The organism is Natrinema sp. H-ect4 (genome assembly GCF_041894845.1).
GTDB lineage: Archaea > Halobacteriota > Halobacteria > Halobacteriales > Natrialbaceae > Natrinema.
Genome location: NZ_JBHDYC010000009.1, coordinates 125,177 through 150,553, shown reverse-complemented (window position 1 = coordinate 150,553; position 25,377 = coordinate 125,177). Strand labels below are relative to the sequence as shown.

Genomic DNA, 25,377 nt, shown 5'->3' with positions numbered 1-25,377 from the left:
GTTCAGCTCCGGGTTGTACTCTGGATCCGCTACCGAATGGAAGTCGTGGCCGGGGATTTCGTCCTCTATTTCCCAAGGCCTCTGGTAGGCGTATTCTCGCAGTGCTTGTTCCGGGTCGCCGTTTTGGAGTCTCCATCGGTCGTCCTCTCTGAACCTGTCTTCAGAAGCGTTGTAGCTGGCGAGAATTACTTCCGCGTGTTCAGGAGTGTACCGGGCGAAGTGCGTATGGCCTACAGCTGCGTCGACTCCGATAAAATCGTATTCTCTGTCGTCGACTGTGATTGTCTCTGGTGGTTCTGCTAGATCTTCGATAAAGGTCTCACCGCTTACAGTGGAACAATCAGCGAATAGTTTTTAAATAATTCAGGCTGTTGGAGGCCCAGGTCAATAATGTTCTTCTACACAACTTATAAAAAAGACGTTTTACAACAGTTACGTAAGGTGATATAGAATCGAAAACCGATTTTCGAAACGCGACAATCACAACATTCCAGAAATAGATGAGGAAGATAAACTATTTGTAAACTCGAAAGCAGCAAAATCGCTGATACTACTTACTGGAGAGAATAAATACGCAAGAGAGGTATCAAAAGAAGTAGATACAGCATATTCACACGCAGTAAGACTTCTACAGAGATTTGAAGAATCAGGTCTGGTTGAGAGCAAGAAAGAAGGCCGGAAAAGAAATTATAAAATCACGGGAGAAGGCCAGCAGAAAGCAGAGGCCTTGGTTGATTTCCTTGAAGCAGAAGGTGACAACCAGCAGTGAGCGACTACACGGTTGTCGAAAAGAACCAACTGCAGAGATTCAGGAACTACGTTGCCCTTTTATGTACTCTCCTCGGTGCCTCTGCAGTCTCGTTCGCGATCGGGATTTTTACTGGCACGGAAGTTGCTTTCTTTTTGGCTATACTCTACCTGATAGGTGTGGTTGGAATTTGGCATCTGTTTAGGGATGATTTCTCCAATATCAGTCAGGCCATAGAAGATGCGGAGGACGGTGATTCTGAATGACGGCGGCAGCACAAACAGATCCAGTAGGAGCAGCAATTCTGCTTCTTTGTCTCGCAGCAATTGGTCTGTACTTTGCCTACCTGAGCCTCAGAGAATCCTATCGACAGGAACAGCTCTGGAACCACATCGCTGAGGACGACAATCTTCCGGATCCACTGGAAATTCTCTACACGTACAAAGCAAAGGAGGTTGAGAACCAGCAGTGAGAAAGGTGGATGAGCGGACCTACGCTACGGAATCGATGGTGGCCTCGCTTCTCTACGGTATAGTAATCGGCGTATTCTCCCACGCAGCTGTCCGTTCACGGTCAATAGTTTCAGGGTTAATCGCTGCAGGTTTCGCCGCTGTCGTAGTATTAGCCATAATAATGTGGAGGAATGATTTTCCTGGTGATGAAATGATAGAGATAGGATCTGACAACACAGGAGGTGAGAATGAGTAGTGGAGGATGCGTCGATTCATTACTTGGGTTGGCATCTGGAAGACGAAGGGCACGGCCCTGCCTCCGAACTTTTTCACAAGTACCATGTCACCGGTCAGCTTGAGGAAGACGAGCAACCGCCTCAGGCCTTCACACAGAACGAGTTCGACGAACTGTACGATGAAGTAGCCGTACTGCAGGGAGACTTCTCAGAAGACGATCTGGAAGAGATCTACAAAGGATTCCAAGGCACCGGATTCACGGAGTGGGACGAGTTCCTGAATGCCCGGTACTGCGAAGGTTGTGACAGCTACATCGAAGGCAGCGACGAAGCACTAACTCACGCCGTCCAGAATCACGGCTACAGTCCTGAGGAAGAGTTTGGGGAGCCGGAGTACGTTCACGGCATCCGCTCAATGAGCGTGGGCGACATCGTAGAGATCGAGGATACTCCGTATCAGGTTCGAGGCCTCGGCTTCGAAGAAATCTCTGTAGGAGGTGAGAGCCAGTAGTGGCCGAGGATGATGATCTCGATGACAAACTTGCAGCAGCAGGCATGGGAGCTTGGGCAGCGACAGTAATCACAGGCGATGCAGGTAGCGCCTACGGATTTGCCCTGGTGATGATCCTTGCGATGGCGGCGGTAGCTCGACAACACGGTCTTTTCGAGCAAATGGCTGAGAGGTACGGTGACAGAGTCAGAGAGAAACTCGAGATCTTGTACGAGAAGTCAGTGGTCTTCGGGAAGAAGCTGTCCGACTTCCTGTTCTGGTACGGGAATTACGTGTTGGGAGCGATGTTCCTCGGACTCATTGCCTTTGTCGTTGTCACGCCATCTCTGCCGTTCAGAGGTCTCACGTTGGCATTCCTGACGTTCGCATTGATCGACTGGTATTTCAACGATCTCAGGACTATCCAAGATATCCTCTTCTACTGGCCTCTTAGGCCTTGGAGGATCTTTGCGGTGGCAACTGCAGTAGCAGTATACCTCATCGCTACCGGGCAGTCAGAGTTCTTCCTGAAATTGGTGATCGACTTCCTGCAGCGAGGTGTCTCCCAGTGAGTCTCGAGGACCGCTATGGAGAGACCTGGGAACAGGCTTACACGGATATTATGACCGGCCTCTACAGTGAGGCGGTTCCCGGCGTGGAACTGGACTCCTTGGAAGACATGGTCGAAGAGGCAGATCAGCCGGAAGAAGGCCCACCGATCTACCTTGAACACTTCCTCGACGCAGATACACAGGAGGAATTGATCGAAGACGTGCTTGAGGACTACGGGATTGAAGATGACTACGACGTGTTCGAGGCTAAGAAAGCGGTTTTCCTCGGTGCAGGGCCTTCCACCAGTTTGGAAACCGTGGACCGTGCCCGGGAAGACTACGACATGGAACCCGTCTCAGAAATGCTCGACGGAGAGGGTGATATCTGATTACTCTATTAGAACAACAGACATATGCGACAATCGGCAAAATCGCACTAATCACTGCAATCTTCGGAATGATTGTGACCTGCATTTTTGGAATCGCTGCAATACAAGGCATTCAATCCCTTGAGGAACGGGAGGACAAGCTGGACAAGTATCAGGGTGAAACTTGGAACATGACCCTCGATAACTACCCCAGAGTAGTTCAAGAGCTATGCGAGAGATCCTTTGGACCGAATTACAGCTACGCCTACACAGATCCTGTTGGTGCAGCGTTCGGAGAAACAACAGAATTGGATGAAGTGGCCTGTAATGGCTCTGAAGGATACCGTCACATTCCGATAGAGGATGACCGAGGTGAATCTCGGTAGTGACGACGCTGGAAGATGTCAAGGAGAAGTCGGGGTGGGATGTTCTTGAGGAGGAATACTATTCTCCGGTCTCTCCCTGGTCAAATGGCCGTTTCCAATCCTTGTCGATGGAGCACGAAGAGTACGGGACAGAGGTAGCGCTGGACAGCGAGATCGACCCCAAGGGACACCCCGAGTACTACTTAGAGGTTGATGGAGAAGTCCTGGATGAGGATCTTGGACAGGAGAAATACGATATAATGGATCTCGAAATGCAGAAACAGGAGAAGAAAGGAGGATACGAATGATAGAACACGGACTACGGAATTTCTACGACGGTATTCAAAATCTCAGTAGCAGTTTTGCAGGTGAATCCCGGTAGTGGAGCTCGACTCTCTTGACGAGCTGTATGAGAACGCCTTGATGATGGCGAACGGCGAGTCTCTGGAGTACAGAGATCTCACGTTGGAGAAGGTGGACTGGACGCATCCAGAACACACAGAGTACGCAGTATTCAACGAGGACAACGAGAAGGTAGAGTCCATCACTGTCTCAGCCTATGACGACGTTGACGACCTCCAGGACTTCTTGGATGAGATCGCGGACTACGGCCCGGAAAACCTGGAAGACTGGACCAGCAGAGGTGAGGAGCTTTAGATGAGCGACTGGAGTGACTTTACCGTACAGGAGATTGATACGACATTGGTAGGCCATTGGGATACGGCACTCGATGACTACGCAAGTGTCGCAGGACCTGACAGCAGCTTTGCTGAGTCATGGAGAGAACACGATATGGCACACGAGCTTGTACCAAAAAGCAGGGTAGCAGAGAAGGTTATAGAACTCTGGGACAAGAAAGTTGAAGCTCCTGATAACGTGTCAAAATCCAAGATGAAGCACTGGATGAAGGGCTACATGACTGCAATGATAGACATAAAGCAGGCTATGGGCTACAATGACGAAATACCAGGAGAATTTGAGGAAGTAGAATCCGAAAAGGGTGATACTCGATTGTAGAGACCGTCATTGAGGAAATCCGAAGCAAAGACTTTGACTTCATACTGACTGTGGAAGAAAAAAATTTCGGCTATTTCATCTCTCTTACTCCGAGTTACGATGGAAACGAATCAGAGAGCAGAGTCGAGGAATGGCAGGATCTCTTCGGGGATCTAGCCGAGCATGATGAAGTGGAAAAGGTAGCCGAAATCGGGAATGGATGGATGTTCTTCACAGAGTATTCTGACGGAGGTGAGAATCAGCAATAGCATCGGGTGCTGAATATAAGGATGCAGCACAGTCTGTCGTCGACAAGCTGGAGCAGATCCAGTTCGTCGGCGGGTACAGCAGGCACCAGGTCTTCGATGACTTTCTCGATCTGTCGCTGTACGCACTGCAGAGAGACGACGAATCCTATCTTGACGTAATGGACTCGTATGGTGAGGAAGAGGCTGAGCTGTACAGTGAGGCCTTTGGAGAACTGATGAACGCCAGTAGAGAGGCCAATCACGACATCCTCGGTGTCGTCTACGAGGAGCTCGGCAACAGTAGCGATCACTTCGGCCAGCATTTCACACCTCACAATCTTTCCAACATGAATGCGGAGATGGTTATCGACGAAGATCCCGACCCGGACAGAGAGGAACCATATAGTATCATGGATCCGGCGGCGGGCAGTGGACGCCTCCCGATATCAGCAGCCAAGCAGCTATCGGACGAGGTTGAGGCGGAGTTCTACGCTGTCGACAAGGACAGTACTTGTGCGAAGATGGCTGCTCTCAACTTTACGTTCTTCAACATGGATGGGTACGTGGTCCACGGTGATTCCCTGACTCAGGACTACCACACGGTTTGGGCCACGAAAGGCAGTGCCCTCGGCGGATCAGTTCAAGAATTAGATGAAGATCAGTGGACGAACCCCTACGAGCAGGAAGTTTCTGAGACAGAGGGTGATGTCGACGAACAACAGGAGAAGCAGGAAGCGAGAGATCGAGGTCAGAGCCAGGTTGATACACCGGATATTGATTTCGACGAGGTCCGAGAAACCACGCTCTCCGACTTTACAGAGAACGGTGATAGGCAGTGAACGTGGATTTGAGGAGTCGTGTCGCCGGCGTCAGGTCGGTTCTGATCTTTTTCTTAGGCCTGAACGTTGCTTGGATGGAGACCTGCTACAACGCCCTAGTTATGGGAGGCAGCGGTGAGATGCTTGGCTGGATACCGTTCGACTGGTACATGACCGCTGGAGAGTGGTTCTGGACCCATCTCGTCCTAACTATGCTTACAGCTGCAGTCTTGATCTACAGCTACGAAACACAGATCCAGCGAGGTGACACATCTCAGTGTTAGGCTGGTTTGTAAAGTCTAAGACTCGGTACTTGGCTTATCTCTTTGTCTGGAAGCTGGCGGATATCCACAGCACCTTCCTCGTAGCAGAGAAGTACGGATGGAGGGCAGAAGTCGGGTTTACGATGATCGGCCAGCTTGGTCCTCAGTTTGGTCACGTCTCTGTTTCCTGGATTACTGTAGGTGTGATGGTGGCTACAGGCTACCTGGCTTACAGGTGGACGCCTGTTGTTGCGGAGGGTACTCTCTTGTTTATCCCGGCGATCACGGTCGGTAACCTGATTCTCTTGGTTGCTCCGTTGGTCGGCAGTCTTTGGAATGTTGGAGCTATGCTGCTGATCCCGGCACTGTACATCAGTAGAGGCTTTCGACCGATCTGGTTCGAGTGGTCGCCTACACGCGACGAGCTGATTGAGAATTATAAAACTCTGAAGTCCTGGAAAGCTTGGGTAAGAGGTGAACAGGATGCAGTGTAAGAGAAACAAATGCAGAAACTCGGTTCCAGACCACAGAGACAAATACTGCTCGGGTACATGTTATAAAAAGGCGACTACGAAAAATCCCCATAGACGACGGTGATCTCGTTATCGGAGAACGATTTGAAGATGTCGTAGACTGGTTCAGAGATGACGGCTGGCTTTACTGCTTTTTAGTTTTTGAAGCTCTCTTGATCATTTCCGCATCATGGTTTATGTTACAGCCAGGGCCTGAGGACCGGATGCCGGAGGATTTCAACTATTCTGAGTCGAAGCAGGCCGTGGAAGACTTCTACGGAGTACCGTGCGAGAGCACAGTCAACGATACTTACGGCGACTACTACAAGTTTGAGTGCTCACAGACCCAGGGGAACTACACGTATACTGCAGGGGCCGTAGTCCAGTACAACGAATCTGGTCCTGACGAGGTCGATATCTATGGCTGAGACAGAGTACCGGAAAGTCCGGATCACGTCAAGCGTCCCAGAGTTCAGGGGGACAGACTTGGAAGTCTATGGTCCCTTCGAGGAAGGAGATGAGGCCGAGGTTCCGAAGGATAATGCCGAGATCTTGGAAAACCGTGGAAATGCAGAGCAGGTGAACAACTGAGTGAGAAGAGAGGATTATTCTCCGGACTGCCAGAACTGCGGTAAGAACCTGTATATCAACGCTGTTGAGAGGCCTCACGTCGACTGGGTCAAATGTGTCTGCAGCAAGTGCGGAGAGATCAACGATATTTCTATGGTCCGCTTAGCCCAGAAGAAGGAGAAGGCGAAAGGCGTTGATCTTCCAGGAAGCGAGTCAGACGGTGATACCAACTGAGTCCGGATTCCATCTTCCACATAGAGTATCTGTTTCTGTGGAAGCTGGTCGGGATCTACGCAATCGTAAGAGGCAATCCTGTGTTAGGTATTTTCTCCATAGTATTCGGTTATCTGCTGTTCTTAGTAGAGATGTACCGAAAACTCGGAGGTGAGAGATGAGCAGTGGCAAGGCTGGAGTTAGAACAGCAGTGGCGTAGCAACGCAGCAGATCAGTGGGAGAGGAATATCGGGGAGCAGGTCGACGACTTCCTGGACCAAGCCTACAGCTTGAGTTCTGAGCATCCTGACGTCTTCCAGTTCAATGACTACTTTTTCGAGCTGATCGATAAGGAACATGACAAGAGGGAGGATTTCATCGCCCGGGAAGTCGACCAACAAAAATACGATGAAAAGGTCAGGGTAGTCGACCGAGATCCCATTAGAAAAACCGGGGACGTCGAGGAACTGATCTGCGACTACTGTGACAGCCTACAGTTCTCACTCTCCGGAGTAGAAGACCTGACCGTATGCCGTCCCTGCATCGACGACGCCGGCCTCGAAGACCAAGGCAGTTTCTCAGACTTCTTCGACCAGGAAAACCGGTATGTCCTGGTAGGCTGCGGCAGCAAGAAGACCGACGAACCAGGTATGCACCCTGCCGGGGAGCTCTACACCTCATCGTATTTCGACAAGAAGCAGAATTTCGCGGAGGAGTTCGGAGACGAGATGTACGTAGTATCCGCGAAGTTCGGCGTGATCCACAGCGAAACCTCAATCTGGAACTACGACGCCACAGTTGAAGATGTCTACACGGATGAGTGGCTGGACGTCGTCGAGAAAAACCTAGACGAGAAACTGGACTGGACCGAGGGCGACGAGGTCTACGTACTTGTCGGGAAGAAATACCTTGACGCCGAGGACCACTCAGGTAGATCTCTCCGCGGATTGCTGAACGAAAGCCCACCAGACATTCGCTACCCGTTCAGTCAGACTTCAGGCATCGGGAAACAGCAGCAGTACCTTGACGAGGTAGTCGAAGAGGACGAACCCTTGATGCCCTACGAACTCTGGGACACTGGACAGAGCACTCTCAGCAGCTTCTGATAATATGAAAAGCAGTCCTGACAGATTCTTTGTGTAATGGTCTAGCTCCACTATTTGGAAAAGCATCAAGTAGGCCACGGTTAGAATATAAGAGCATGTCAATCTCCGAGCTTCTGACTCCCCGTGAGGAAGTCCAAAAAGGACGATTTCAGGGAGTCCTACAAGCTCACAAAGTAGGCGGCTCCGAGGACCGACTTGAAAACAATCCTTCTCGTCTGCTTTCTATGACATACCCGTCGAACGCCTTGGAAACCGCGTTCGACCACGTCGACAACAAACTACGAGGCAGGGACAGCCAGGGAGGAATCACACTTACAGGTCCTTACGGCGCTGGTAAGTCACACGGCCTACTCACCCTCTACCACCTGTTCAATAGCCCCGATGTCGGCCAGGAATGGCTGGAGGACTGGGATATCCCTCTGGATCTGCCCGAGTCCTCGGATGCAACTATTCTCTCTACCAGCGAGACGGATGCAGATCACATCTGGGAACCGATTTTCGAAGACCTTGGTAGGGAAGATATCTCCGATGACGTCAAGCGGTACGTTACAACCGAACACATCGAAGAGCTCTGCTCCGATGAGCCGGTCGCTATCTTTTTCGACGAGATCGAAACATGGTGGGAGTCTTTCAGCGACTCAGAAGACGAGGAACTGGTGGAACGCAACGAGTTCTTCATCCAGAACCTGCTGGAAGTAGCGAACGACCCTGAGGAAGATCTGTTCGTGTTCATAACGCTCCTCGATAAGAGCGATGACTTCAAGCGGATCCTCAACCGGACGAATCCCTACGCTGTTGACCTGAACGCCACAGGAGACCGAGAGAGGATTATCCTCCACCGCCTCTTCGAAACTCGACAGGACGACCTGGATGAAAGCAGGGTCAGGGATGTCGTCCAGAACTATGTCGAGAACTACTCCTACCCTATCGAGATCGAGGAGGAGAAACGGTACGAGAACAGGATGGTAGAGACCTACCCATTCCATCCTGAACTGCTTGACCTGCTCGACAACTTGTACGAGGGCGGGAAGGAACGGCAGAACGTCCGGGGTGCGATGAACGTTCTCGCTGACACTGTGCGTAGGCTCTACGAGGAAACGGATCTCATCATTACCAGCGATATCGAAGTAGCTGCGTTCCGTGGGATCAATCAGACACTGTTCAATCGATACGTCTCCGACTTGGATTCTGTCGAGAGTATCGATTATGGTCAGGAGTTGCTCAAAACGATCCTTCTATACACTCTTGACGAGCGGTCTCAGATGGCCTCTGTCACTGAGTGCTTGGTGGGGACGTACAAACCGGGGAAGAACTCGGTGTCGAAGCTGGATATGTCCCTGCAGAACCTGTATGGTACAGCTCACTACCTGGATCGAGACGGCCAGAAAGACAATTACTACATCACCGAGGATCCCAAGCTCACCGCTCTCGTAACCCGTGAACAGGAACGAGTGTTAGAGGGAGAAAGAGACGCTATCGAGGAGAAACTGGCTGAGGTTGTCCGGGACGATGTTTGGAACGGAGATGTAGTGGTCTATCCGGAGGACGATGTCTCGGATTCACGGGATATCTCGGTCGTCGTGATGCTGGATTACTTGTCGAACGGGGCCTTGGAGAAAAAGCTGGACAGTTTCTTCGAGGGCCGGACCTACCAGAACACGGTACTCTTCGTCACTCCTAGCCAGAAGATCCGCCAGGATGATGACCTGATCAGCAAGGCAGCTCGTGTGCTTGGTGCTGAGAACCTGAGAGGGAAGGTCGACGACGACCAGGGTGAACTGGAGAAGATAATCCGGGACGAACGCCGTGAGCTCCGGAACGAGCTTGAGGACAACTACGGTAGCTGGGTCAAGTGGACTGATTCCGGTGGAGGTCTACGGATGAGGAAGAAATCGGTCAGTCCCGACGTCGAGGATGTGAAGAGCAAGGTCGGCCGTGATAAGACCTACATCGGGGAGAAGATCGTCGAGGAGGTCCAGGATGCAGAGAACGGGGTTAACGTAGGTTCGATGCTCAATGATTTCCGGCAGTTCCGCCGGATGCCGGTGATCCTGGAGGACAGTGCGTTTTACTCTGCTCTCGGCCAGCTCTACCGAGATGGGAAGATTATCTTGGAAAGCGACCGAGCGAAGTTCTACGCGACTCAGAAGGGCGATCCATTACCGGATCTCAATGATGAGCTGACCATCCATCACCCAGACAATCTTGATGAGTCGGTTTACACTGAGACGGAGCCAGATCCCGAACCGGACACAGGAACTACTGGGTCAGGAGGAACTACGACTGGAAGCAGTATCGGTGCAGGCGATGGAACCATGACGACTGTCGGTCGCACAGAGTCAGGGACTGGAGAGGAAGGAGAAACGGTTAGTAAACCAACCGAGACCAAGACGGTCCAGTTGGAGGGTAACAGCGCCCGAGTTCTCCGAAGCGTAGCGGAGTCCCGAGTCAACGGAGACGCGGACACTGCAACACATATCGATCTCTCCTACGATTTAGACGATCTGTCGAAGGAGGAGCTGATCGAGTTCCTGGAAGAACTGCCAAGTGCGACCCATATCAACGCTCAGGTGGTGATCGAAAGTGAAGTTCAAGACTGAGGTCCTCACCAGCTTAGTAGAAGCCGAGGACCCAGTTGATCCGGTCTGGGAGGCAGTCTGGAACATCTGGGCTCCAGCCGGAGATGATATCGCCTCGCACTATAGTCGGGAGCCGCAAATGGTGGAGTATGAACGCCTGCTTCTCGATGTCTACAGCGAGTTCTATACAGAAGTACTGGCAGACAGGTGTGTAAACCAGGCCTCCATGAACGTTCCCGAGGATGGAGCACTGATTATGATGGACTCGATGAGCGTCCGAGAGGCCTCACTCTTCGTACAGTTGTTGGAGGACGAAGCCAGTGAGCTGTCGGTCGGTTACTCGTATTCTACAGTTCCTTCGGAGACTATGCCTTTCCGGGACCGAGTGGGGTACTCCGATCTAAAGAAGGAGTACAAAACGGCGAGCGTGCAGAGCCAAGAACCATCCCTGGACGGTGACGAGCAAATCATCTGGAGCCGGTACCCTGACGCCCTTCTCGAGAATATTCAAGAAGGACGGACAAAGCTGTCCTCTATCGAGGAAATGTACGAGAAGTCAGAAACAGCACTCCGCAACATCATCGATCAATTGGATACAGACTCCTTGGTGATCACCTCGGACCACGGGTACGCCAGGCTGGACTCCGGCCACACCTTCCAGATTTCAGATCGGCAGAAGACCCGTCTTCAGGACACATTCAGCGGCAGGTTCGAAAGTGTTGGAGAGGTCAACGCCGACGACCTCGTAGAAGAAGGCCTTGTCGTGGAGGCAGATGGATACTACATGCCTCTCGGACGCTACACTTGGCCCGCAGGAGGAAAGTACTCCAACTTCCAGCACGGTGGTCTCAGCGTCTCTGAATGCGTTACTCCCCGAATCAACGTCAGCCTCTAACCAAAGCAAACCATGAGTAAGGATAATAGTCGTCGACCTATCGAGATCTCGTTCCCGATCGAGGAAGTAAACGAAATTGCGTCGAAGGAGGGCCACGCTAAACGGTACTACAGGCCTGTGTACACGATGCACAAGTACTGGGCCAGGCGGCTAGGCTCGGTCTTCCGCACCATGCTCCTATATTCTCTTGCGGAGGATGAGATCCATATCAAGGAGAACGGTCAGGAAAGCTTCGAGGAGCTGCCAGATGTCGACTGGGATAATCCAGAGGCGTTGTGGGACTACTACCTGGAAGACGTCGACTTCGGCGATAAAACTGTTCTCGACCCATTCATGGGCGGCGGAACCACGATCGTTGAATCCCTGCGAATGGGCTGCAACGTCATCGGCAGTGATCTGAATCCTGTCGCCTGGTTCACGGTGAAGAAGGAGATTGAACAAGTCGATATCGACGATCTGCAGGAGGCCTACGACGAGATCTACGAATCTGTCGGGGAGGAAATTCTCGAGTACTACCAGACACCGTGCCCTGACTGCGATAACATGGCGGATGCGATGTACTATTTCTGGGTGAAGGAGATTGAGTGCCTGAACTGCGGCCACGACGTCCCCTTGTTCAAGGGCTACTACTTCGCTAATTCTCGTTCCTCCAACGACAGCTACAAGAACGTTCTCTGCCCGGACTGTTGGACTGTCCAGCAGACAGACGACCACACTACGGAGACAACATGCGTGGACGACAGCTGCGGGAACAAGTTCATGCCCAAGGAGGGAACCGCTTCAGGTCAGAATTATACCTGTCCTGATTGCGGTGTCCGAAGTAAGATTATCGACGCCACGAAACGCTTCGGGAAGCCTGACTCCCAGATGTATGCGGTGGAGTACTACTGCGATTCCTGTGACGATAAAGGATACAAAGACCCTACAGATCACGATTTAGAGCTCTACGAGAGCGCTAGCAAGGAGTTGGAGGAAGAATGGGACGAGCTCCCTATCCCAGAGCAGGACCGGTATCAGGGCAGCAGTGACCGTGCCTGGAACCACGGCTATCACAAGTATCACGAGATGTTCAACGATCGGCAGCTGTTGCTGCTGGGCCGACTCCTCAATGAGATCGACGACATCGAGGATCAGAACGTGAAGGAGTTCCTGCTCACCACGTTCTCCGCCATGCTGGAGTCGAACAACATGTTCTGCATGTACAACCGGGTGGCGAACAAGCTTGAACCCATTTACAACTACAACACCATTATCGCCCGGCACACACCTGTTGAAGGGAATATCTGGGGTAGTGACTACGGTCGTGGCACCTTCAAAGGGATGTTCGATAAGACGAAGGCCGCGAAGGAGTGGTGTCAGAGTCCGGTCGAGAAATACATCGACGAGGATGGAAACTCTCAGGATAAGCAGATGCAGACCCCGGTTGAGGGCGTCCTTGTGGACGATGCCTCTGACCTCGGAGAAGAGGGGAATGCCTTCCTACGCTGTGGGACTTCTGAGTACCTGCCTATCGAAGACAAATCCGTGGATGCGATCATCACAGATCCTCCGTACTATGACAACGAGATGTATGCGGAGCTCTCAGACTTCTACTACGTCTGGCTGCACGAGGTTCTCGGCGACACCTATGAGCACTTCCAAGGGGAGCGGACTCCGAAGAAGAGCGAGGCCGTTGTCGACCCGGCGAAAGATGTTGAGGACCAGAGAACCGAGGAGCACTACATTGAGACCCTGACGAACGTCTTCAACGAATCCCGTCGAAAACTGGCTGATGACGGCATTATGGCCTTCACCTTCCACCATAAGGAGACTGAGGCCTGGGGTTCAACGCTCCAATCTGTCCTTGATGCTGACTTCTACATCAGCGCTCTCTACCCTGTCAACAGTGAGACTCGTGGAGGAACCCGGCATGGAAGAGCAACTGTCGACTATGACACCATCATCGTCTGCAGGAAACGCCAAGAGGATCCCGAGGAGGTCTCTTGGAAGTCTCTTGAGGATGATATCTACTTCCGGGCAGAAGATGAGATTGAACGCTTAGAACAAGCAGGTCGCCGTCTTAGTGGAGGAGATATCTTCGTGGTTGCGATGGGGAAGTGCTTAGAGATCTTCTCGAAACACTACCCGAATGTCACCCGTGACGGAGAACAGATGGATGTGGTTGAGGCTGTCGACGCCATCAAAGAGATCGTCGACGAACAACTGCTTGAGGAACGATTCCAGATCCTAAGTGAGGAGATGGACCCTCTCAGCGCGGTCTATCTAACCCACGTACTGGGTCGAGGTGAGGAGTTGTCGTTCAACGCCCTCAACAAGGATCTTCGGCAGAGAGGTGTCGACGTGGCTGAACTGGTTCACGAAGACTTGGTGGAACAGCAAGGAGACGACTTGGTCATCCTAGATCCGCTTGAACGGGCTGACCGCCTTGAGAACAAGAACGATCCACTGTCGATTGACAAGGCCCACTACCTGTACTACCTCTTCGAGACCGACCAGTTATCTAAGGAGTTCGGGAAGTGGACTGATGAAGGAGCGATCAACGCGCTCCGCAGGCTCTCGGAAATCGAAGGAGATGACGACTACGATGACATCGCGGAGTACGTGAAGGAACAATCTGACACCCAGCTGGAGATCGAGGACTTCAGCTAACTCTGGATCACCCCGCTGGAACCGGGATTTGAGATTACTTTTATACCATTTGGCAGATTACAGGCTGCTAGAACCTGATGAACTTCGATATCGGCTATCACGTCGTCGGTGAGGAGGCCTTAGACGACGGTGATGAGTTTGATGAAGAGATGAGTGTAGTCGAGTTTCTCCGCCGTGTCGACGATATGGGCGATCTCCCTTACGATATCGCGGTATTCGGTCTCGACAGCTATCTTCGAGGTGCGGCAGATCCTGAAGAGATCAGCGAGTTCATCCACGACATTCTGTCTGAGCGCGTGAACTTTCTACTGGCGAATAATCCACGGGTGCAGTTCGTAGTTGACAACGTGGAGTACTGGGATGAGCCCGTACTACCTGACGGCGACGAAAGAATAGGGTTGAATACGATTTTCCGTGGAAGCCTTGAGCAGGTAGGGCCGGGATGGTATTCGAGCAATCTCAACGTCACCTCGTAGCCCTGGGATAGAGATGAAGGAAGTATTATAGTGAATCATCGTCTACGCTCCGGTCGTGACAAAGTCTGTATTTCCATTTCCGGGAGGGAAATCCTATCTAGCTCCCTGGATCATCGAGCACTTCCCGGAGCACAAGTGCTATGTCGAGGTCTTTGGCGGTAGCGGTGCTGTCTTAGTAAATAAGCCTGAGAGCCATACCGAGGTCTACAATGACCTGGACGGGGATTTGGTCCAGTTTTTCAAGGTTCTGCGCGAGAGAGAAGACGAACTGGTCGACTGGCTCAATAAAACTCCATATGCACGGGAGCAGCATCAAGAATGGAAAGAGGACTTCTATTCCGGCGAAAGACCAGATGACCCCATTGAGCGGGCAGGGCGGTTCTTCTACCTCAGATACTCACAGTACGCTGCAAAGTACAGGACAGCATCAGGATTCGCCTCAGCCCACCAACGGAACAAGGCACGTAAGCTGAGAAACGCCACGGAGAAGCTCCACGAGTTCGCAGACCGGTTCAAAAACGTCCAAATCGAGAATCTTGACTATGCAGATCTGATCGACCGCTACGATAGTGAAGACACATTCTTCTACTGCGACCCCCCCTACGTCGACGAGGGAGACGCTCTGTACCGTCACGACGGTGATTTCGACCACGAACGATTCGTGGATACTCTAAGCAAGACGGAGGGCAAATGGGCAGTATCGTACCAGAGGATCCCTGAAGGCCTACAAGATTACACTGTCGTCGAGAAAGGCCGGTCCCAGTTCATGAACAAGCAACACGATAACGACACCCGGTCTACCGAGGTAACCGAACGGCTCATCCTCAACTACGACATGGACGAGGCAGGCAACTTCGAGTTTGACGATACTGAGCAAACAACCCTAGAGGGACTTGGAACCGAGGAATAACCCCTACTCTTCTTTAGCTGCTATTCTACGTTCAAATCAGTTCTATCAAGGACTCTCTCCAGCCCATCCTCTAATTCAGAGGCCTGTAGGATTTTGATCTCAGAGTCATCCTGTTCCCCAAGAGCGGTAGTCTCTCGGTCGAGATCCTGAACTACGAGAAGACCGTTCCACCCGCCTCCGAAATAATCCTCGCCGTCCTCATCTCCAAACACGAAATCATCATTGACTCGGAGGAAAGCCAGGTATTCGAGGGTCTCCTTGATCCCCGTCCTGATCGTACCTGTGTTTGTACTGTTCTTAACCTCAGTGATGAGGTACTCGTAGCTATCACTGGCTCTATCCCGTATTTCGAGTACGATGACGTCCGGTCGATTGGTGTAGTTCTGGAACTTTTTCTTGAAGTAGTCGTTTGAGACCTCGTATGCGACTTCTTGTACCTTCTCACTGCGGGAGAGATCACGTTCGGTGATGTCCTCTTCAACAACGAACGAGAGATCGCGGTCGGTACCTGCTTGGTCGTAGTACAGCACCAGCTCTGGCTCACCATCGAACTTTGCAACCTCCTTTCGCCCAGACTGTATCGGCTTAAACTGAGCCTGCTGATCCCGGACAGACTCCAAGACAGAGACAAACCGGAAGAGAACATAGAGCTCGAAGAGCGTCTCGTCATCATCAGGAGTGATTGCCGTGTTATTCAGCAAATCCCTGATTTCACTGCGATCCCCTGATAACAGGTTGGACCGGGTACGTAGGAGATCAGCTGCCTCCTGGTAGATCGGTTGGCGAGAGCTTTCTGCAGCTATCATCATCCGCTCAGTCGGTTCGTAGGTCTCGGGCTTGCGGATCCGGCGGACGTGGACGTTCCGTTCGACAATCTGTTTCAACTCCTCAATTAGCTCATCTTCGCCTTGCCACGTCTCCTGAGCCCAGTCGTATTTCTTCTTGATGTAATCCTCAGCTTGGTCTATTGTCTCGTATATCACCGATATCAAGCGTTTCAGGACTATGTTCTCAGGTGTATCGTAATCCTCAGAACGGTTGTCGCAGACGAACAGCGAAGGATCAGAGGGGTTCTGAGAATACCGCTTCTTGACTGTGGAACCCCAATTGATGTGGCCGTCAACCGTCCCTCTACGTGTCCGTGAAACGGTCTTGGTTTCGGTGCTGATGCTTCGAAGCCGCTTCGGAAGCTTTCTGACGAAGTTGACGACGTCCTCCTTCAAGATAAAATGGAGATCGAGCAAGAGACGGTAGTCTTCAAATCGTTCGTCCAAGCCCTCAGGCTTGATCTCTCGGGCAATCTGCTGCTCCTCGAACGACCCAGCCATTACATAGGACACGATGTCCTGACTGAGCTGGTCGATAAGTGCTTCTCTATTCATCGTCGTCGAACGAGACTTGGAGAATCTCCTTGGCTGCCTCCTTGATCTTCCCTTCGTTGACATCAGGAGAGCCCATGATACTCTTGACTATCTTCTTACGTTCAGGAACTCCCTCCAGCTGAGGGAATATGTAGCTGATAACAGCGTTAGTGAGACGAGGCTTCAGATCAGAATCAGCATCGGGGTACTGCGTTATGGTGCTGAGGATATCCTGAACGATGGCAGGTCCGATTGCCCGGGCATCAACAGGGTTGTTGGTGTTCCGCCACACCCTGCCTACAGCCAGTAGTACGTCATCATCAGCTTCGATATCATCCCACGAATCCACGTACTTCGACAGGAGCTTCTGGAGCTGTTCCTCCTCATCTGAGGCGTCCGAGTCAGGTAGATCGGGAACCTCGATAGGGATGAACGAGAACCGCCGCATGAAGGCGTAACTCATCTCGTAGAGCGAGGTCTTGTCGTAGGTGTTCATGGTGGCAAAGATGACCCAGGACTCTGGCACGGCGTATTGATGGGACTGTGGAGGTTCACCAAGTACGTCCGCAGAGGCGATTTCCACCTCTTTATTGTCCTTCGTGTATGGCAGCTGTACGGATTGACCGGAAAGGACTGTAAACAGTTGTCCGAATGCTTTGTCGATGTCAGCCCGGTTAAGCTCGTCAATCACAATCGGCTCGTTCAACGGTTTGCCAGTGGATCTGTTCTTGTAACGGTTGAGGATGATTCCAGAGGAGAACGATAGGCTTCCATCTGTTTCCTGATCTTCGTCGGGCATGTAGCCGCCGACCGTGTCGAAGGTTGACCAGTCAGAGGTTGCCGTCGTCATCTGAGAACCCGAGTACAGCCATGGATACTCCTGGGCCAGATGATTGGTTACGCGCCTTGCGATCTCGGTCTTCCCTGTCCCTGGTGGCCCTGTAAGGATAATATGCTTACCTGCGTACAATGCTGCCTGAATCTGATCGAGGATCTCCTGCTCTCCATCGGGGAAATGCAGCCCCTCCAGCAAATCGTCATCAACTGTACCAGCGAAACCTGTGTAGATATTAACTGCCGGTGCTTCAGGCAGGTCAGAGGCCATCTCCGCGATCAGTGCTCTAGGACGGAGTGTCTCAGGTGAACCGCTATCATCGCTGAAGAGGGCTAAGGAATCGTCGACAGGCATCCGATCGTCGAAAACGTCGTGACAAATACTGTTCGCTGTAGAGACATCAAGAAGATCTGCTGTTAGTGATTCAATCCCTTCCTCAAGGACCGAGGTGTCCTGTTCGTCGATCGCTGTCTCAAGGCCAAAGTTGAGGTCTGTGATACTGCCTGTATAGAACACTCGGTCAAATGCTGCAACCAAAGGTAGCTCTTCGTCTTCTTCGTGCTCTGTCCACCACCAGTCGTCTTCCTTCGTATATTTGTCACCGAGTATAGCTGCACCGACTAGGCCTTCTGATTGCTCTGGGAGCTCTGTATTCGCCGGTTCGCTCTCCGCGTAGAAGAGTACTATATCGCCTGTCGAAAGATCGTTCCAGTGTTCTCTCTCGTCCTCCGGAAACGGGATAGCGTTGTACTTAACGGAAGTCAGCCACTGGTCGGGAGGAGCAGAGAACGTGTATACGGAGGTGGACGGGTTTTCCTCAAGGTGCGTTAAGAGAGGATGGTCGGTTCCATCGTCTTCTTCTATAAACTCCTCTACCTTGGTTTCCTCATCTCTCCAGACTGCTTCGATCTCCTCCAGAATCGGGTCGAGATACCCTTTCTGGTACCCTTCACTGGGTGCATCTCGATCCACCCAGAGATCCCCACGGAATTTGTTCTGGACAGTGCTTAGGTTGATATCTAACTCATCCGCTACGATTTCCTGAGCATTTTCTCGCCGCTCAGCTGTCGGCAAGTCCGTTCGCGTTTCTTCGAGAAAGACGTCCACAACCCGTTCGATAGTCTGGGCTCTTGACCCGTTATCCCGCCACCCTTCCGGGAGGAACTCGTTCAGAAGGCTACGGATCTGGACCAACCGGTCTCGCATTCGAAGTGCCTCATCGACACGAGCAGGTTCGGCCACGATGACGGTCTCACCGCCATATCCTGCAGTAGAACGTTGCTGTGTCACCAAGCCTTCTGAAACGGCCTTACCTATAGTCTCCGCCTGGACCTGGAGCGGTGAGACCGAACCGTACTCTTCGTGAAGATCATCGTCCCAAAAAGCGAAGACTTCGTGGTTTTCGTGATACCCGCCCAGTATAGTCAGATAACCACCTGAACGGTCAGGTGTAGCATGGTCTTCTTCTCCACCCTCATGCTCAGGAAGCCTCACATTGATTTTAAACTCGTCCTCACGTCCAGAGGGAACGAGATTCACCAGATACAGCCTGACCTTTGACGGGAGCGGATCCTTTAGATGCAATTCAAGAGGCTTGTTCCCGACATCGCTGTGCCACTTGACAGAGTCGCCAAGAGATTCAACCAGTAGCTCCCCTATTTCAGATAGATCCATATCGCTTCCAGTCATCTCAACTCCAGACATTTACCCGGGGGTTCTGACTCACATGGAATAAGTGTATGCCACTCCCCGCCCTCAAAACCCAGCTGAATCCTATTCTGGATCCTCAGAATCCATTTGGAACAGCACTCCATTGAGCTCCTCACTCTCTATGTATCCCCGGAGCCGGACTTCCATCTCTACAAAGTCATGAGGTGCGTTAGTATAGGGAATTGATTCCAACGGCTTGTTCGGCATATCAATTACCTCGGCTTCCTCTCCTGGCGTAGCTTCCAGATTGAATACTATATCGTCCTCTACGAACTCCACACCGTGACTTTCGTTCTCCAAAAGCAGGAGGGCAGAATACGTTTCCGTGGCTTCAGTGAGGACAGGAACATCCAGGAACGTGTGATGGGAGTTTGGGAAATCGCTTCCATGTGTGAACCGGTCATCTTCTAAAAGTTTTCTGCGGTGCTCTCCAATCCTAAAGAGGATTACTGAAGGATTTCGTCTCTCCACTTGATCCTCGATTTCATCGAGTAACTCGTCGACAGTATCTACGGTGTGCTCTTCTAAGATCAGCCGCCTCAAAACATACTCTCGATAATTATCTAAGATACTCCGGAAGTTGCCTGTTGGAGATTTGTGTACTGCTTCCTCAGGCACGAATCTTCGCTTAAGCGGATGTCCTACTGAGACCTTGATACCGTCAAGATCCGGGGGGAACGGTTTCTGCTTCAGCAACCCAATTTCTTTCAGTGCTTGCCTCAACAGACACGAGCTATCGAATTGGTCGTTCACCTCTTTTTCCCAAGAGTCGACGTACTCTGATTCGATAGGATGATTTCGCATCCGCATTATATTCTGTTTCTCAGCGTGTGAAAGTGCTGTATCCAGGGTTTCAGACAGTTTCTCTATTCTCTCGTTTATATCGACCTGGTCATCTAGAAGGAAGTCCAGGGGATAGTCGTCTTCAAACCCTTCAATTGCATCCAGCAGGCTGTTGATCTCAATACGTTCCCTGCTTCCCGTAGGGAAAGGCAGTTCTTCAGGAGTAGAGCTCGAGAAGTTCTCTTGAGTGTCTTCGCCGAACAGATACAGCGAAAACGCCAGGTAGAAAGAGGGTATCCAACTGTTTGTCCCCATAGAGGTCATGACTGGACCGAGGGTCTGCTGCAGTTGTCTGTTTGTCTCCCAATCTTCCCAGTAAGGTACCTCACCGAGAATGGATTGAATCTCGAAGTAGGACTCTGTAAGAGAGCTAATGGAGGAAAAGTTCTGCTCGGCGTATTTCTGAAGCAGTTCCTCGATAAACTCTTCCTCAGAAATTACCCCCTTTACGTAGAGGTTGTATCCCCAGGAGTAGCCGGCGAATTTCTGTATCTGGATTCGCTTCCGGAAGGTGTTAGCGATCTCCTGCTTTTGATCAAGGAAGTCTTCGTTGTACTCGCTTTCCGGGGTTCCGAGCGGCAGGTACTGGGCTTGTTCAAATGCTCTTACGTCCTCCAGATTATGGTGAAGTCGTTTGATAGACTCCTTACATCCGTTTTCAATAGAGCATCGCCAGAGTTCACGGTAGTACTGGAGAAGGGTGTCAATGATTTCCTGGCTTTTAGCTAATCTCTCGACGCTGTCTACGTCTTCGAAGTTCTGTGTTACTCCGTGCTGGATATGGCTGTACCTCTCGAAAATATTTCCTACAGCGTCGTCAAACCCGGGTTTCGGGTAGGACTGTACATAGCACCTGGTGATGGAGTTAAGCAGTTGATCGAAGGCCTCTAGATCATTTGCTTGGCGGGAGTAATTGGCGATCGCTGATATCGAGTCGATAATGCTTGTTCTTAGATCTATGTCAGCACCGTTCTCAAGTACTGTATCGTACAGCTGGATGTACTGGCGTCTGCAGAAAGCGTAGTTCGACCGGAACTGACCATTTGAGTCGGTTTCTCTGTCGATCAGTTCCTGAATCAGCTCTGCGATGTGAGAAAGATTGTCCGAGAGCTCCTGGCCCTTTCCTTCTCGGATAGAGGTCTCTGCGTTGTCAAAGAAGTGCTCCAGATAGTCCTCGTAGTTAGGCATCAGTTTTCCCTACGTGGCCGCAGTCCACGACGCAGTTGTTCCGTGAGCTCTTCTACTGTCTCGTCATCGATATCTCCTTCTAAAGAGAGAACTGTGGTATCTTCAGCGAGAGACATGCCAACGGTTGGGTTCTTCCTTATACTCGTGGCAGGCTCCCGGTCAACGATCTCTGAAACATTTTCCATCCTTTTCAAGTTGATATCTGTGATGACTCCTGTTTTATCGAGGTCTCTCGAAGAGATTGTGGTCTGTTCTAATCCGAAGTTTGGCATACCTATCGATATCTGTTCAAAGTTGTGTATTGTCTCTGAGAGCACTTGGTTCGGAGTAGAACTTTCTCTTATGAGGTCCTTCTCTAAATCGGCTTTTGCGTATTCTTTAACCTCTTCATCGAGATCTGTGTAGAACAAGAGATCTAATGCATCCAAGAATCGCCCAGCTACAGACACGATAGACGATACGAATAGTACAGCGGTTACATAGACTGGTAGAAGCCCTACGTTCTGTACTGAAGATTGTGTGAAGGCGATCACTCCAAGAAGCAGGTTAGAGCCAAAGACAAAGGTAACTGTCCAGATTGAACCTATGTCCTCGACGAACAACCTTGTTAATTCGTCGCTGAGAGAGTTACTGTAGATCTCTTCCCAGACAAAAGTCAAGGCAACGAAGCTGAAACCGATGATGACTGCGTGTACCTGCCAGGCTCTTCCGAGGACACTGCTCTGGACGTTGAGCGTGAAGTCGTTTAGTAGAGTTGAATGAAGGAGATAGATTGAAACTCCTACAATCACTGCTGCAGCAACTAAGAAAAGCCCTTTCAGAACTTCCACTCTCCGGCGTTCCCGCGATTTGAACACTCTTAGAAGCGGTACAAAGCCTGAGTAGCTGTATTTCCGGTAAAGTGATCGTAGCTGCAGTGACCAAGGGGATAGGAAGAAACCTCGTTTCCACATCCATCCTAAGATCAAGAGGATTACTGCGATGACGGCAGACGTTAGGATCTGCCAGCTCACATCCAAAACTTGGTTTAGGAAGACGAACAGGGCAGATACGATTACAGCGATGGCTCCGAAGCGGATCACTGAGGTTCCCAGTGATCGCGTGTTCATAGCGGATATTTGTCTTCGGGAGGCCATTCTCTTTTGAGGAATTAATTAATCCACTGGTTAAAGCATGGTGTGTTCCGTCTTCTCGTCTCTCTGGTTAGCCTGTCCGGACAGGAGGGGGGCTATGTTTTCTCTACTTTCACTGTGGTTACCTGACCTATATGCCCTTGGCAGTGTTCAGGTATTGTTAGAGGGCGTTCCTGGCCCTCAGTCACACGCACCCCCCAATCCCGTCCCCCCACTCTTTGGAGGCTACGATATATGGCTGCTCAGGAACCACAGCGTCTCGGAGTCTGCCCGTTCTGCCGCGAAGAGATCTACCGCCGTCACACCCTGATCAGGTACGAAACTGGTGCAGGGGAAGAAGAGGCCTGGACAGAGTGTCCAAGCTGCAACGAGGTAGTCCACCCAGAATGAGCTCCAGTTTACTGAGGGAAGTGAAACAGTTTCTGAAGCCCTCAAACAGGAGTTTGTTTGAGTGCCGGCGGTGCGGCAAGACTCTCGATCAAGATGCTGAAAAGTGTTCCAGCTGTGGCAGTGGAGAGATCTCTGAATACGAGTTCTGATCTGTGACAGGTCTTTAGATTTGCCAGCGAATCCCGGTCATCATCGCAATTATCACCAGCATCAGCACGGTTTGAACCAGTCCCCACTTCATCGTAGCTCCGAATAATTCGTCGAGACGTTCTCCATCAGGTTCTGGCCTCGAAAGCTCCACACCCATCTTCGTCGTCAAGTAGTGGAGTGGACCGAACCCGATTAACAACATCGCGACACCGATTCCGAGAGCTCCCCACAGCCAGAGACTGGGAGAGTCCCAGTAACCCATCATCTCCGCCAGTGCGATACCCGAGCCGATCACACCGACACTCAAGGGTTCAGCGACGACCGCCATCTTCGGCACCAACTTTTGATTGATCATACCAGCTGCCTCATCCGGGACCTCGTCGAGGGCAGGACCGAGAACGAACTTGAAGAAGAAGTCAAGGCCGAACCAGAATGCACCCAGCCCGAGATGTACGTAGAACATAGCTCGGGGATCTCCAGAGAGATACGCAACGATAGGAACACCCAAGAAGAGCACGGCAGCCACACCCGCAAACCGTGAACCGGCAGAATTGATTACGATACCCAGTTCCTCTCGGTGACTTGAAGGCCTGTCAACCGTAGCCATACGTTGTGATTCCGTCCAAGGCCTGACGTATACCTTTTATGAAATTGCCTAAATTTGGTGGTTTCCTATTCGGCGAGGATGCATTTATCAATAGTTTCTGACAAGTAGTATTCTATGGTGAAGCCGGTATCACTGATGTAGAGTTTGAAGACGGTGCTTTTGACGTAGCTGACGACAATGATAAATCAGAATGCGAGTTGCCCGAGGAAATCGTTGAGAAATGGATTTACCGGGGTAAAGGGATCCAGCTCTATGATTCCATAGACAAACAGTTACTGTTCATCCATCAGAAGACGGTGGTGGTTACAGATTACAGTCCTCGGAGAGATACTTGGATTGTAGAGCAGGTGTTCAGAAGCAGTGGTTTTCGCAGGAAGAAAGGGCTTGACAGGTATTCTGATGTTGATCCGAGTGATTTCAAAAGGTCTCGCCAGGAGAACAAGTGAACGCCCCTCCCTCTTGTTTTAAAAATACTTTTCAGTAAACAGGTATCATGGGAGCACTGGATTGGTTTGACAACCAGATCACCTACCTAATACTGTTTGAGGTAGCGATTACTTTCATCTCGTTCGGCGTACTGCTGGCGGTGTTCTGGGTTCTCGGTGAAGTCCCGTATCTTCAGTTCGACATGCAGACGTTCCTCAATGATCACGGCGTAATCCTGTTTTTAGGGTTGTTCATCCATGAGCTTGGACGGACAGGATTCCACAGAGTAATGCAGGGGATGTAGCAGATGGGTAAATTGCTGAATCTGGCTTTGATACTGGCGGTTCTTCCCGGCTACGTGTTCGTGATGACGTCAGCTCCCCAGTTCGGTGACTCCTGTAACAGCCAGGATTCTCGTAACAAGGTCGGGGATGTCGAAGGTGTCTCTGAGTCGATAGAGATCTGTACCGAGGTCACGTCAGAGGTTGAGAAAAAGTTCTTCGACGCTGTCTGGCTGCCGGTCTACAAGTGGGGAATGAATGTTGCACAACTGCATTACGCCTTCTTCTTTACCTGGGCTGCGGCAGTTCTGTATGTCTTTCTCCGTTGACCTGCATGTTTTAAAAGCAGTAGATTCGGTTTCATTTACAGAAGCTCTTCAGGTGACCGAACCAATTAAAGTAGATAAATACTCCCTGGCTCTCAGTTTTGTTCTCGCAGTAGCAGTAGTTTCAGCACCTCAACTACCAGATCAGGGTACACAAGAACCCGTAGAAGCAGTTGACACGCTACAGTGGGACGGAAACGTAACCACGGAGATCTACAACACTGAAGGCGAACTCGTTCACTCCTCGTTCCAGGAGAACTTGGTGACGGATGAGGGACGTGACTATCTTGCAGATCGTTCTCTGGGCCAGGCCTCAGAACCAACTATCAGCCACATCGGTCTCAGTAACGCTTCCAGTTTCTCAGCCTCCGCATCAAGAGGTTATCTGAAAGGTGAGATCGAAGCTGATTCAACGAACCTGACTCGTGGAGACGCCGATTATGTTAGACAGAAAACCGGTACTGGATGCTTTGAAATCGAAGCAACATGGATCGCTGACGAGTACGTTGACGGGATCAAAGGCACTGGCTTGTTCGTAGCCGATGAAACCGGAGATACACAGGTCGATAGCAACGTAGTTGAAGTCGCAGAAGCCTCGCTCTCTCCGACCAAGGTCCTACAAGATTCTTATAAATATAAGCAGTCATGGAGCGTCTGCTTCAACTGAACTAAAGCTGTAAGA

30 protein-coding genes are annotated in these 25,377 nt (G+C 51.1%); 25 read left to right on the top strand and 5 right to left on the bottom strand.

Translation table 11 applies throughout. The annotated features are described in order from the left end of the window. Positions 1-765 precede the first annotated feature (765 nt). From ACEWFR_RS13355 to ACEWFR_RS13250, 22 genes are all read left to right on the top strand, one after another. Positions 766-1,014 carry a hypothetical protein gene (locus tag ACEWFR_RS13355; protein ID WP_374061511.1) on the top strand — a complete coding sequence of 83 codons (249 nt, stop codon included), beginning with the start codon at positions 766-768 and terminating at the stop codon, positions 1,012-1,014. Beyond that, positions 1,011-1,220, top strand: a complete 210-nt coding sequence (locus ACEWFR_RS13350) for a hypothetical protein (protein ID WP_374061510.1) — start codon at positions 1,011-1,013, stop codon at positions 1,218-1,220. Before ACEWFR_RS13355 ends, ACEWFR_RS13350 begins: the two co-directional genes overlap by 4 nt. Then, complete coding sequence (locus ACEWFR_RS13345) at positions 1,217-1,456, top strand: hypothetical protein (protein WP_374061509.1); 240 nt, start codon at positions 1,217-1,219, stop codon at positions 1,454-1,456. Before ACEWFR_RS13350 ends, ACEWFR_RS13345 begins: the two co-directional genes overlap by 4 nt. Beyond that, on the top strand, positions 1,456-1,947 hold the full coding sequence (locus tag ACEWFR_RS13340; protein ID WP_374061508.1) for a hypothetical protein: 492 nt from the start codon (positions 1,456-1,458) through the stop codon (positions 1,945-1,947). Before ACEWFR_RS13345 ends, ACEWFR_RS13340 begins: the two co-directional genes overlap by 1 nt. Next, positions 1,947-2,498 (top strand): hypothetical protein, encoded by a 552-nt coding sequence (locus tag ACEWFR_RS13335; RefSeq protein WP_374061507.1) that lies wholly within the window; start codon positions 1,947-1,949, stop codon positions 2,496-2,498. Before ACEWFR_RS13340 ends, ACEWFR_RS13335 begins: the two co-directional genes overlap by 1 nt. Beyond that, a complete protein-coding gene (locus ACEWFR_RS13330) occupies positions 2,495-2,866 on the top strand; it encodes a hypothetical protein (protein WP_374061506.1) in 372 nt (123 codons plus the stop codon). Before ACEWFR_RS13335 ends, ACEWFR_RS13330 begins: the two co-directional genes overlap by 4 nt. Positions 2,867-3,230: 364 nt before the next feature. Next, the gene (locus tag ACEWFR_RS13325) at positions 3,231-3,518 is read left to right on the top strand and encodes a hypothetical protein (protein ID WP_374061505.1); all 288 of its coding nucleotides are present in this window, start codon (positions 3,231-3,233) and stop codon (positions 3,516-3,518) included. A 73-nt stretch (positions 3,519-3,591) separates the two neighbouring features. Beyond that, a complete protein-coding gene (locus ACEWFR_RS13320) occupies positions 3,592-3,867 on the top strand; it encodes a hypothetical protein (RefSeq protein ID WP_374061504.1) in 276 nt (91 codons plus the stop codon). Then, on the top strand, positions 3,868-4,227 hold the full coding sequence (locus ACEWFR_RS13315) for a hypothetical protein (protein WP_374061503.1): 360 nt from the start codon (positions 3,868-3,870) through the stop codon (positions 4,225-4,227). Positions 4,228-4,277: 50 nt separating this feature from the next. Then, complete coding sequence (locus ACEWFR_RS13310; protein ID WP_374061502.1) at positions 4,278-4,475, top strand: hypothetical protein; 198 nt, start codon at positions 4,278-4,280, stop codon at positions 4,473-4,475. A 158-nt stretch (positions 4,476-4,633) separates the two neighbouring features. Further along, the gene (locus tag ACEWFR_RS13305) at positions 4,634-5,293 is read left to right on the top strand and encodes an N-6 DNA methylase (RefSeq protein ID WP_374061501.1); all 660 of its coding nucleotides are present in this window, start codon (positions 4,634-4,636) and stop codon (positions 5,291-5,293) included. Continuing rightward, complete coding sequence (locus tag ACEWFR_RS13300) at positions 5,290-5,556, top strand: hypothetical protein (protein WP_374061500.1); 267 nt, start codon at positions 5,290-5,292, stop codon at positions 5,554-5,556. The genes ACEWFR_RS13305 and ACEWFR_RS13300 overlap by 4 nt, the downstream gene beginning before the upstream one ends. Then, on the top strand, positions 5,550-6,029 hold the full coding sequence (locus ACEWFR_RS13295; protein WP_374061499.1) for a hypothetical protein: 480 nt from the start codon (positions 5,550-5,552) through the stop codon (positions 6,027-6,029). Before ACEWFR_RS13300 ends, ACEWFR_RS13295 begins: the two co-directional genes overlap by 7 nt. A 242-nt stretch (positions 6,030-6,271) precedes the next feature. Next, positions 6,272-6,475: a hypothetical protein gene (locus ACEWFR_RS13290; RefSeq protein WP_374061498.1), complete on the top strand. Its 204-nt coding sequence runs from the start codon at positions 6,272-6,274 to the stop codon at positions 6,473-6,475. After that, the gene (locus ACEWFR_RS13285; RefSeq protein WP_374061497.1) at positions 6,468-6,638 is read left to right on the top strand and encodes a hypothetical protein; all 171 of its coding nucleotides are present in this window, start codon (positions 6,468-6,470) and stop codon (positions 6,636-6,638) included. Before ACEWFR_RS13290 ends, ACEWFR_RS13285 begins: the two co-directional genes overlap by 8 nt. Beyond that, positions 6,639-6,851 (top strand): hypothetical protein, encoded by a 213-nt coding sequence (locus ACEWFR_RS13280; protein ID WP_374061496.1) that lies wholly within the window; start codon positions 6,639-6,641, stop codon positions 6,849-6,851. Positions 6,852-7,015: 164 nt separating this feature from the next. Continuing rightward, on the top strand, positions 7,016-7,936 hold the full coding sequence (locus ACEWFR_RS13275) for a DUF6884 domain-containing protein (RefSeq protein WP_374061495.1): 921 nt from the start codon (positions 7,016-7,018) through the stop codon (positions 7,934-7,936). Between the two features lie 95 nt (positions 7,937-8,031). Continuing rightward, positions 8,032-10,536, top strand: a complete 2,505-nt coding sequence (locus ACEWFR_RS13270; RefSeq protein WP_374061494.1) for a DUF499 domain-containing protein — start codon at positions 8,032-8,034, stop codon at positions 10,534-10,536. Next, positions 10,520-11,410 carry an alkaline phosphatase gene (locus ACEWFR_RS13265; protein ID WP_374061493.1) on the top strand — a complete coding sequence of 297 codons (891 nt, stop codon included), beginning with the start codon at positions 10,520-10,522 and terminating at the stop codon, positions 11,408-11,410. The genes ACEWFR_RS13270 and ACEWFR_RS13265 overlap by 17 nt, the downstream gene beginning before the upstream one ends. Before the next feature lie 12 nt (positions 11,411-11,422). Further along, on the top strand, positions 11,423-14,059 hold the full coding sequence (locus tag ACEWFR_RS13260) for a DUF1156 domain-containing protein (protein ID WP_374061492.1): 2,637 nt from the start codon (positions 11,423-11,425) through the stop codon (positions 14,057-14,059). Positions 14,060-14,136: 77 nt separating this feature from the next. Further along, complete coding sequence (locus ACEWFR_RS13255) at positions 14,137-14,535, top strand: hypothetical protein (RefSeq protein ID WP_374061491.1); 399 nt, start codon at positions 14,137-14,139, stop codon at positions 14,533-14,535. A gap of 55 nt (positions 14,536-14,590) precedes the next feature. Beyond that, complete coding sequence (locus tag ACEWFR_RS13250; protein WP_374061490.1) at positions 14,591-15,445, top strand: DNA adenine methylase; 855 nt, start codon at positions 14,591-14,593, stop codon at positions 15,443-15,445. A gap of 20 nt (positions 15,446-15,465) precedes the next feature. Here ACEWFR_RS13250 and ACEWFR_RS13245 read toward each other — a convergent pair whose 3' ends face one another. The 5 genes from ACEWFR_RS13245 to ACEWFR_RS13225 form a co-directional block, all read right to left on the bottom strand. Beyond that, positions 15,466-16,827, bottom strand: coding sequence for a hypothetical protein (locus tag ACEWFR_RS13245; RefSeq protein WP_374061618.1), 1,362 nt, complete (start codon positions 16,825-16,827; stop codon positions 15,466-15,468). Then, positions 16,820-19,345: an AAA family ATPase gene (locus ACEWFR_RS13240; RefSeq protein ID WP_374061489.1), complete on the bottom strand. Its 2,526-nt coding sequence runs from the start codon at positions 19,343-19,345 to the stop codon at positions 16,820-16,822. The genes ACEWFR_RS13245 and ACEWFR_RS13240 overlap by 8 nt, the downstream gene beginning before the upstream one ends. Before the next feature lie 69 nt (positions 19,346-19,414). Beyond that, positions 19,415-21,382: a hypothetical protein gene (locus ACEWFR_RS13235; RefSeq protein ID WP_374061488.1), complete on the bottom strand. Its 1,968-nt coding sequence runs from the start codon at positions 21,380-21,382 to the stop codon at positions 19,415-19,417. Then, positions 21,382-22,491, bottom strand: a complete 1,110-nt coding sequence (locus tag ACEWFR_RS13230) for a hypothetical protein (RefSeq protein ID WP_374061487.1) — start codon at positions 22,489-22,491, stop codon at positions 21,382-21,384. The genes ACEWFR_RS13235 and ACEWFR_RS13230 overlap by 1 nt, the downstream gene beginning before the upstream one ends. A gap of 577 nt (positions 22,492-23,068) precedes the next feature. Next, positions 23,069-23,662: a hypothetical protein gene (locus tag ACEWFR_RS13225; protein WP_374061486.1), complete on the bottom strand. Its 594-nt coding sequence runs from the start codon at positions 23,660-23,662 to the stop codon at positions 23,069-23,071. A 493-nt stretch (positions 23,663-24,155) separates the two neighbouring features. Between ACEWFR_RS13225 and ACEWFR_RS13220 the strand changes: the two genes are divergently transcribed. From ACEWFR_RS13220 to ACEWFR_RS13210, 3 genes are read left to right on the top strand one after another with little or no spacing between them, the layout of a single operon-like run. Then, entirely contained in the window at positions 24,156-24,392 is a 237-nt protein-coding gene (locus tag ACEWFR_RS13220; RefSeq protein ID WP_374061485.1) for a hypothetical protein, read from the top strand. Between the two features lie 3 nt (positions 24,393-24,395). Next, positions 24,396-24,698, top strand: a complete 303-nt coding sequence (locus tag ACEWFR_RS13215) for a hypothetical protein (RefSeq protein WP_374061484.1) — start codon at positions 24,396-24,398, stop codon at positions 24,696-24,698. Next, positions 24,682-25,362, top strand: coding sequence for a hypothetical protein (locus ACEWFR_RS13210; protein ID WP_374061483.1), 681 nt, complete (start codon positions 24,682-24,684; stop codon positions 25,360-25,362). Before ACEWFR_RS13215 ends, ACEWFR_RS13210 begins: the two co-directional genes overlap by 17 nt. The last annotated feature ends 15 nt before the right edge of the window (positions 25,363-25,377 follow it).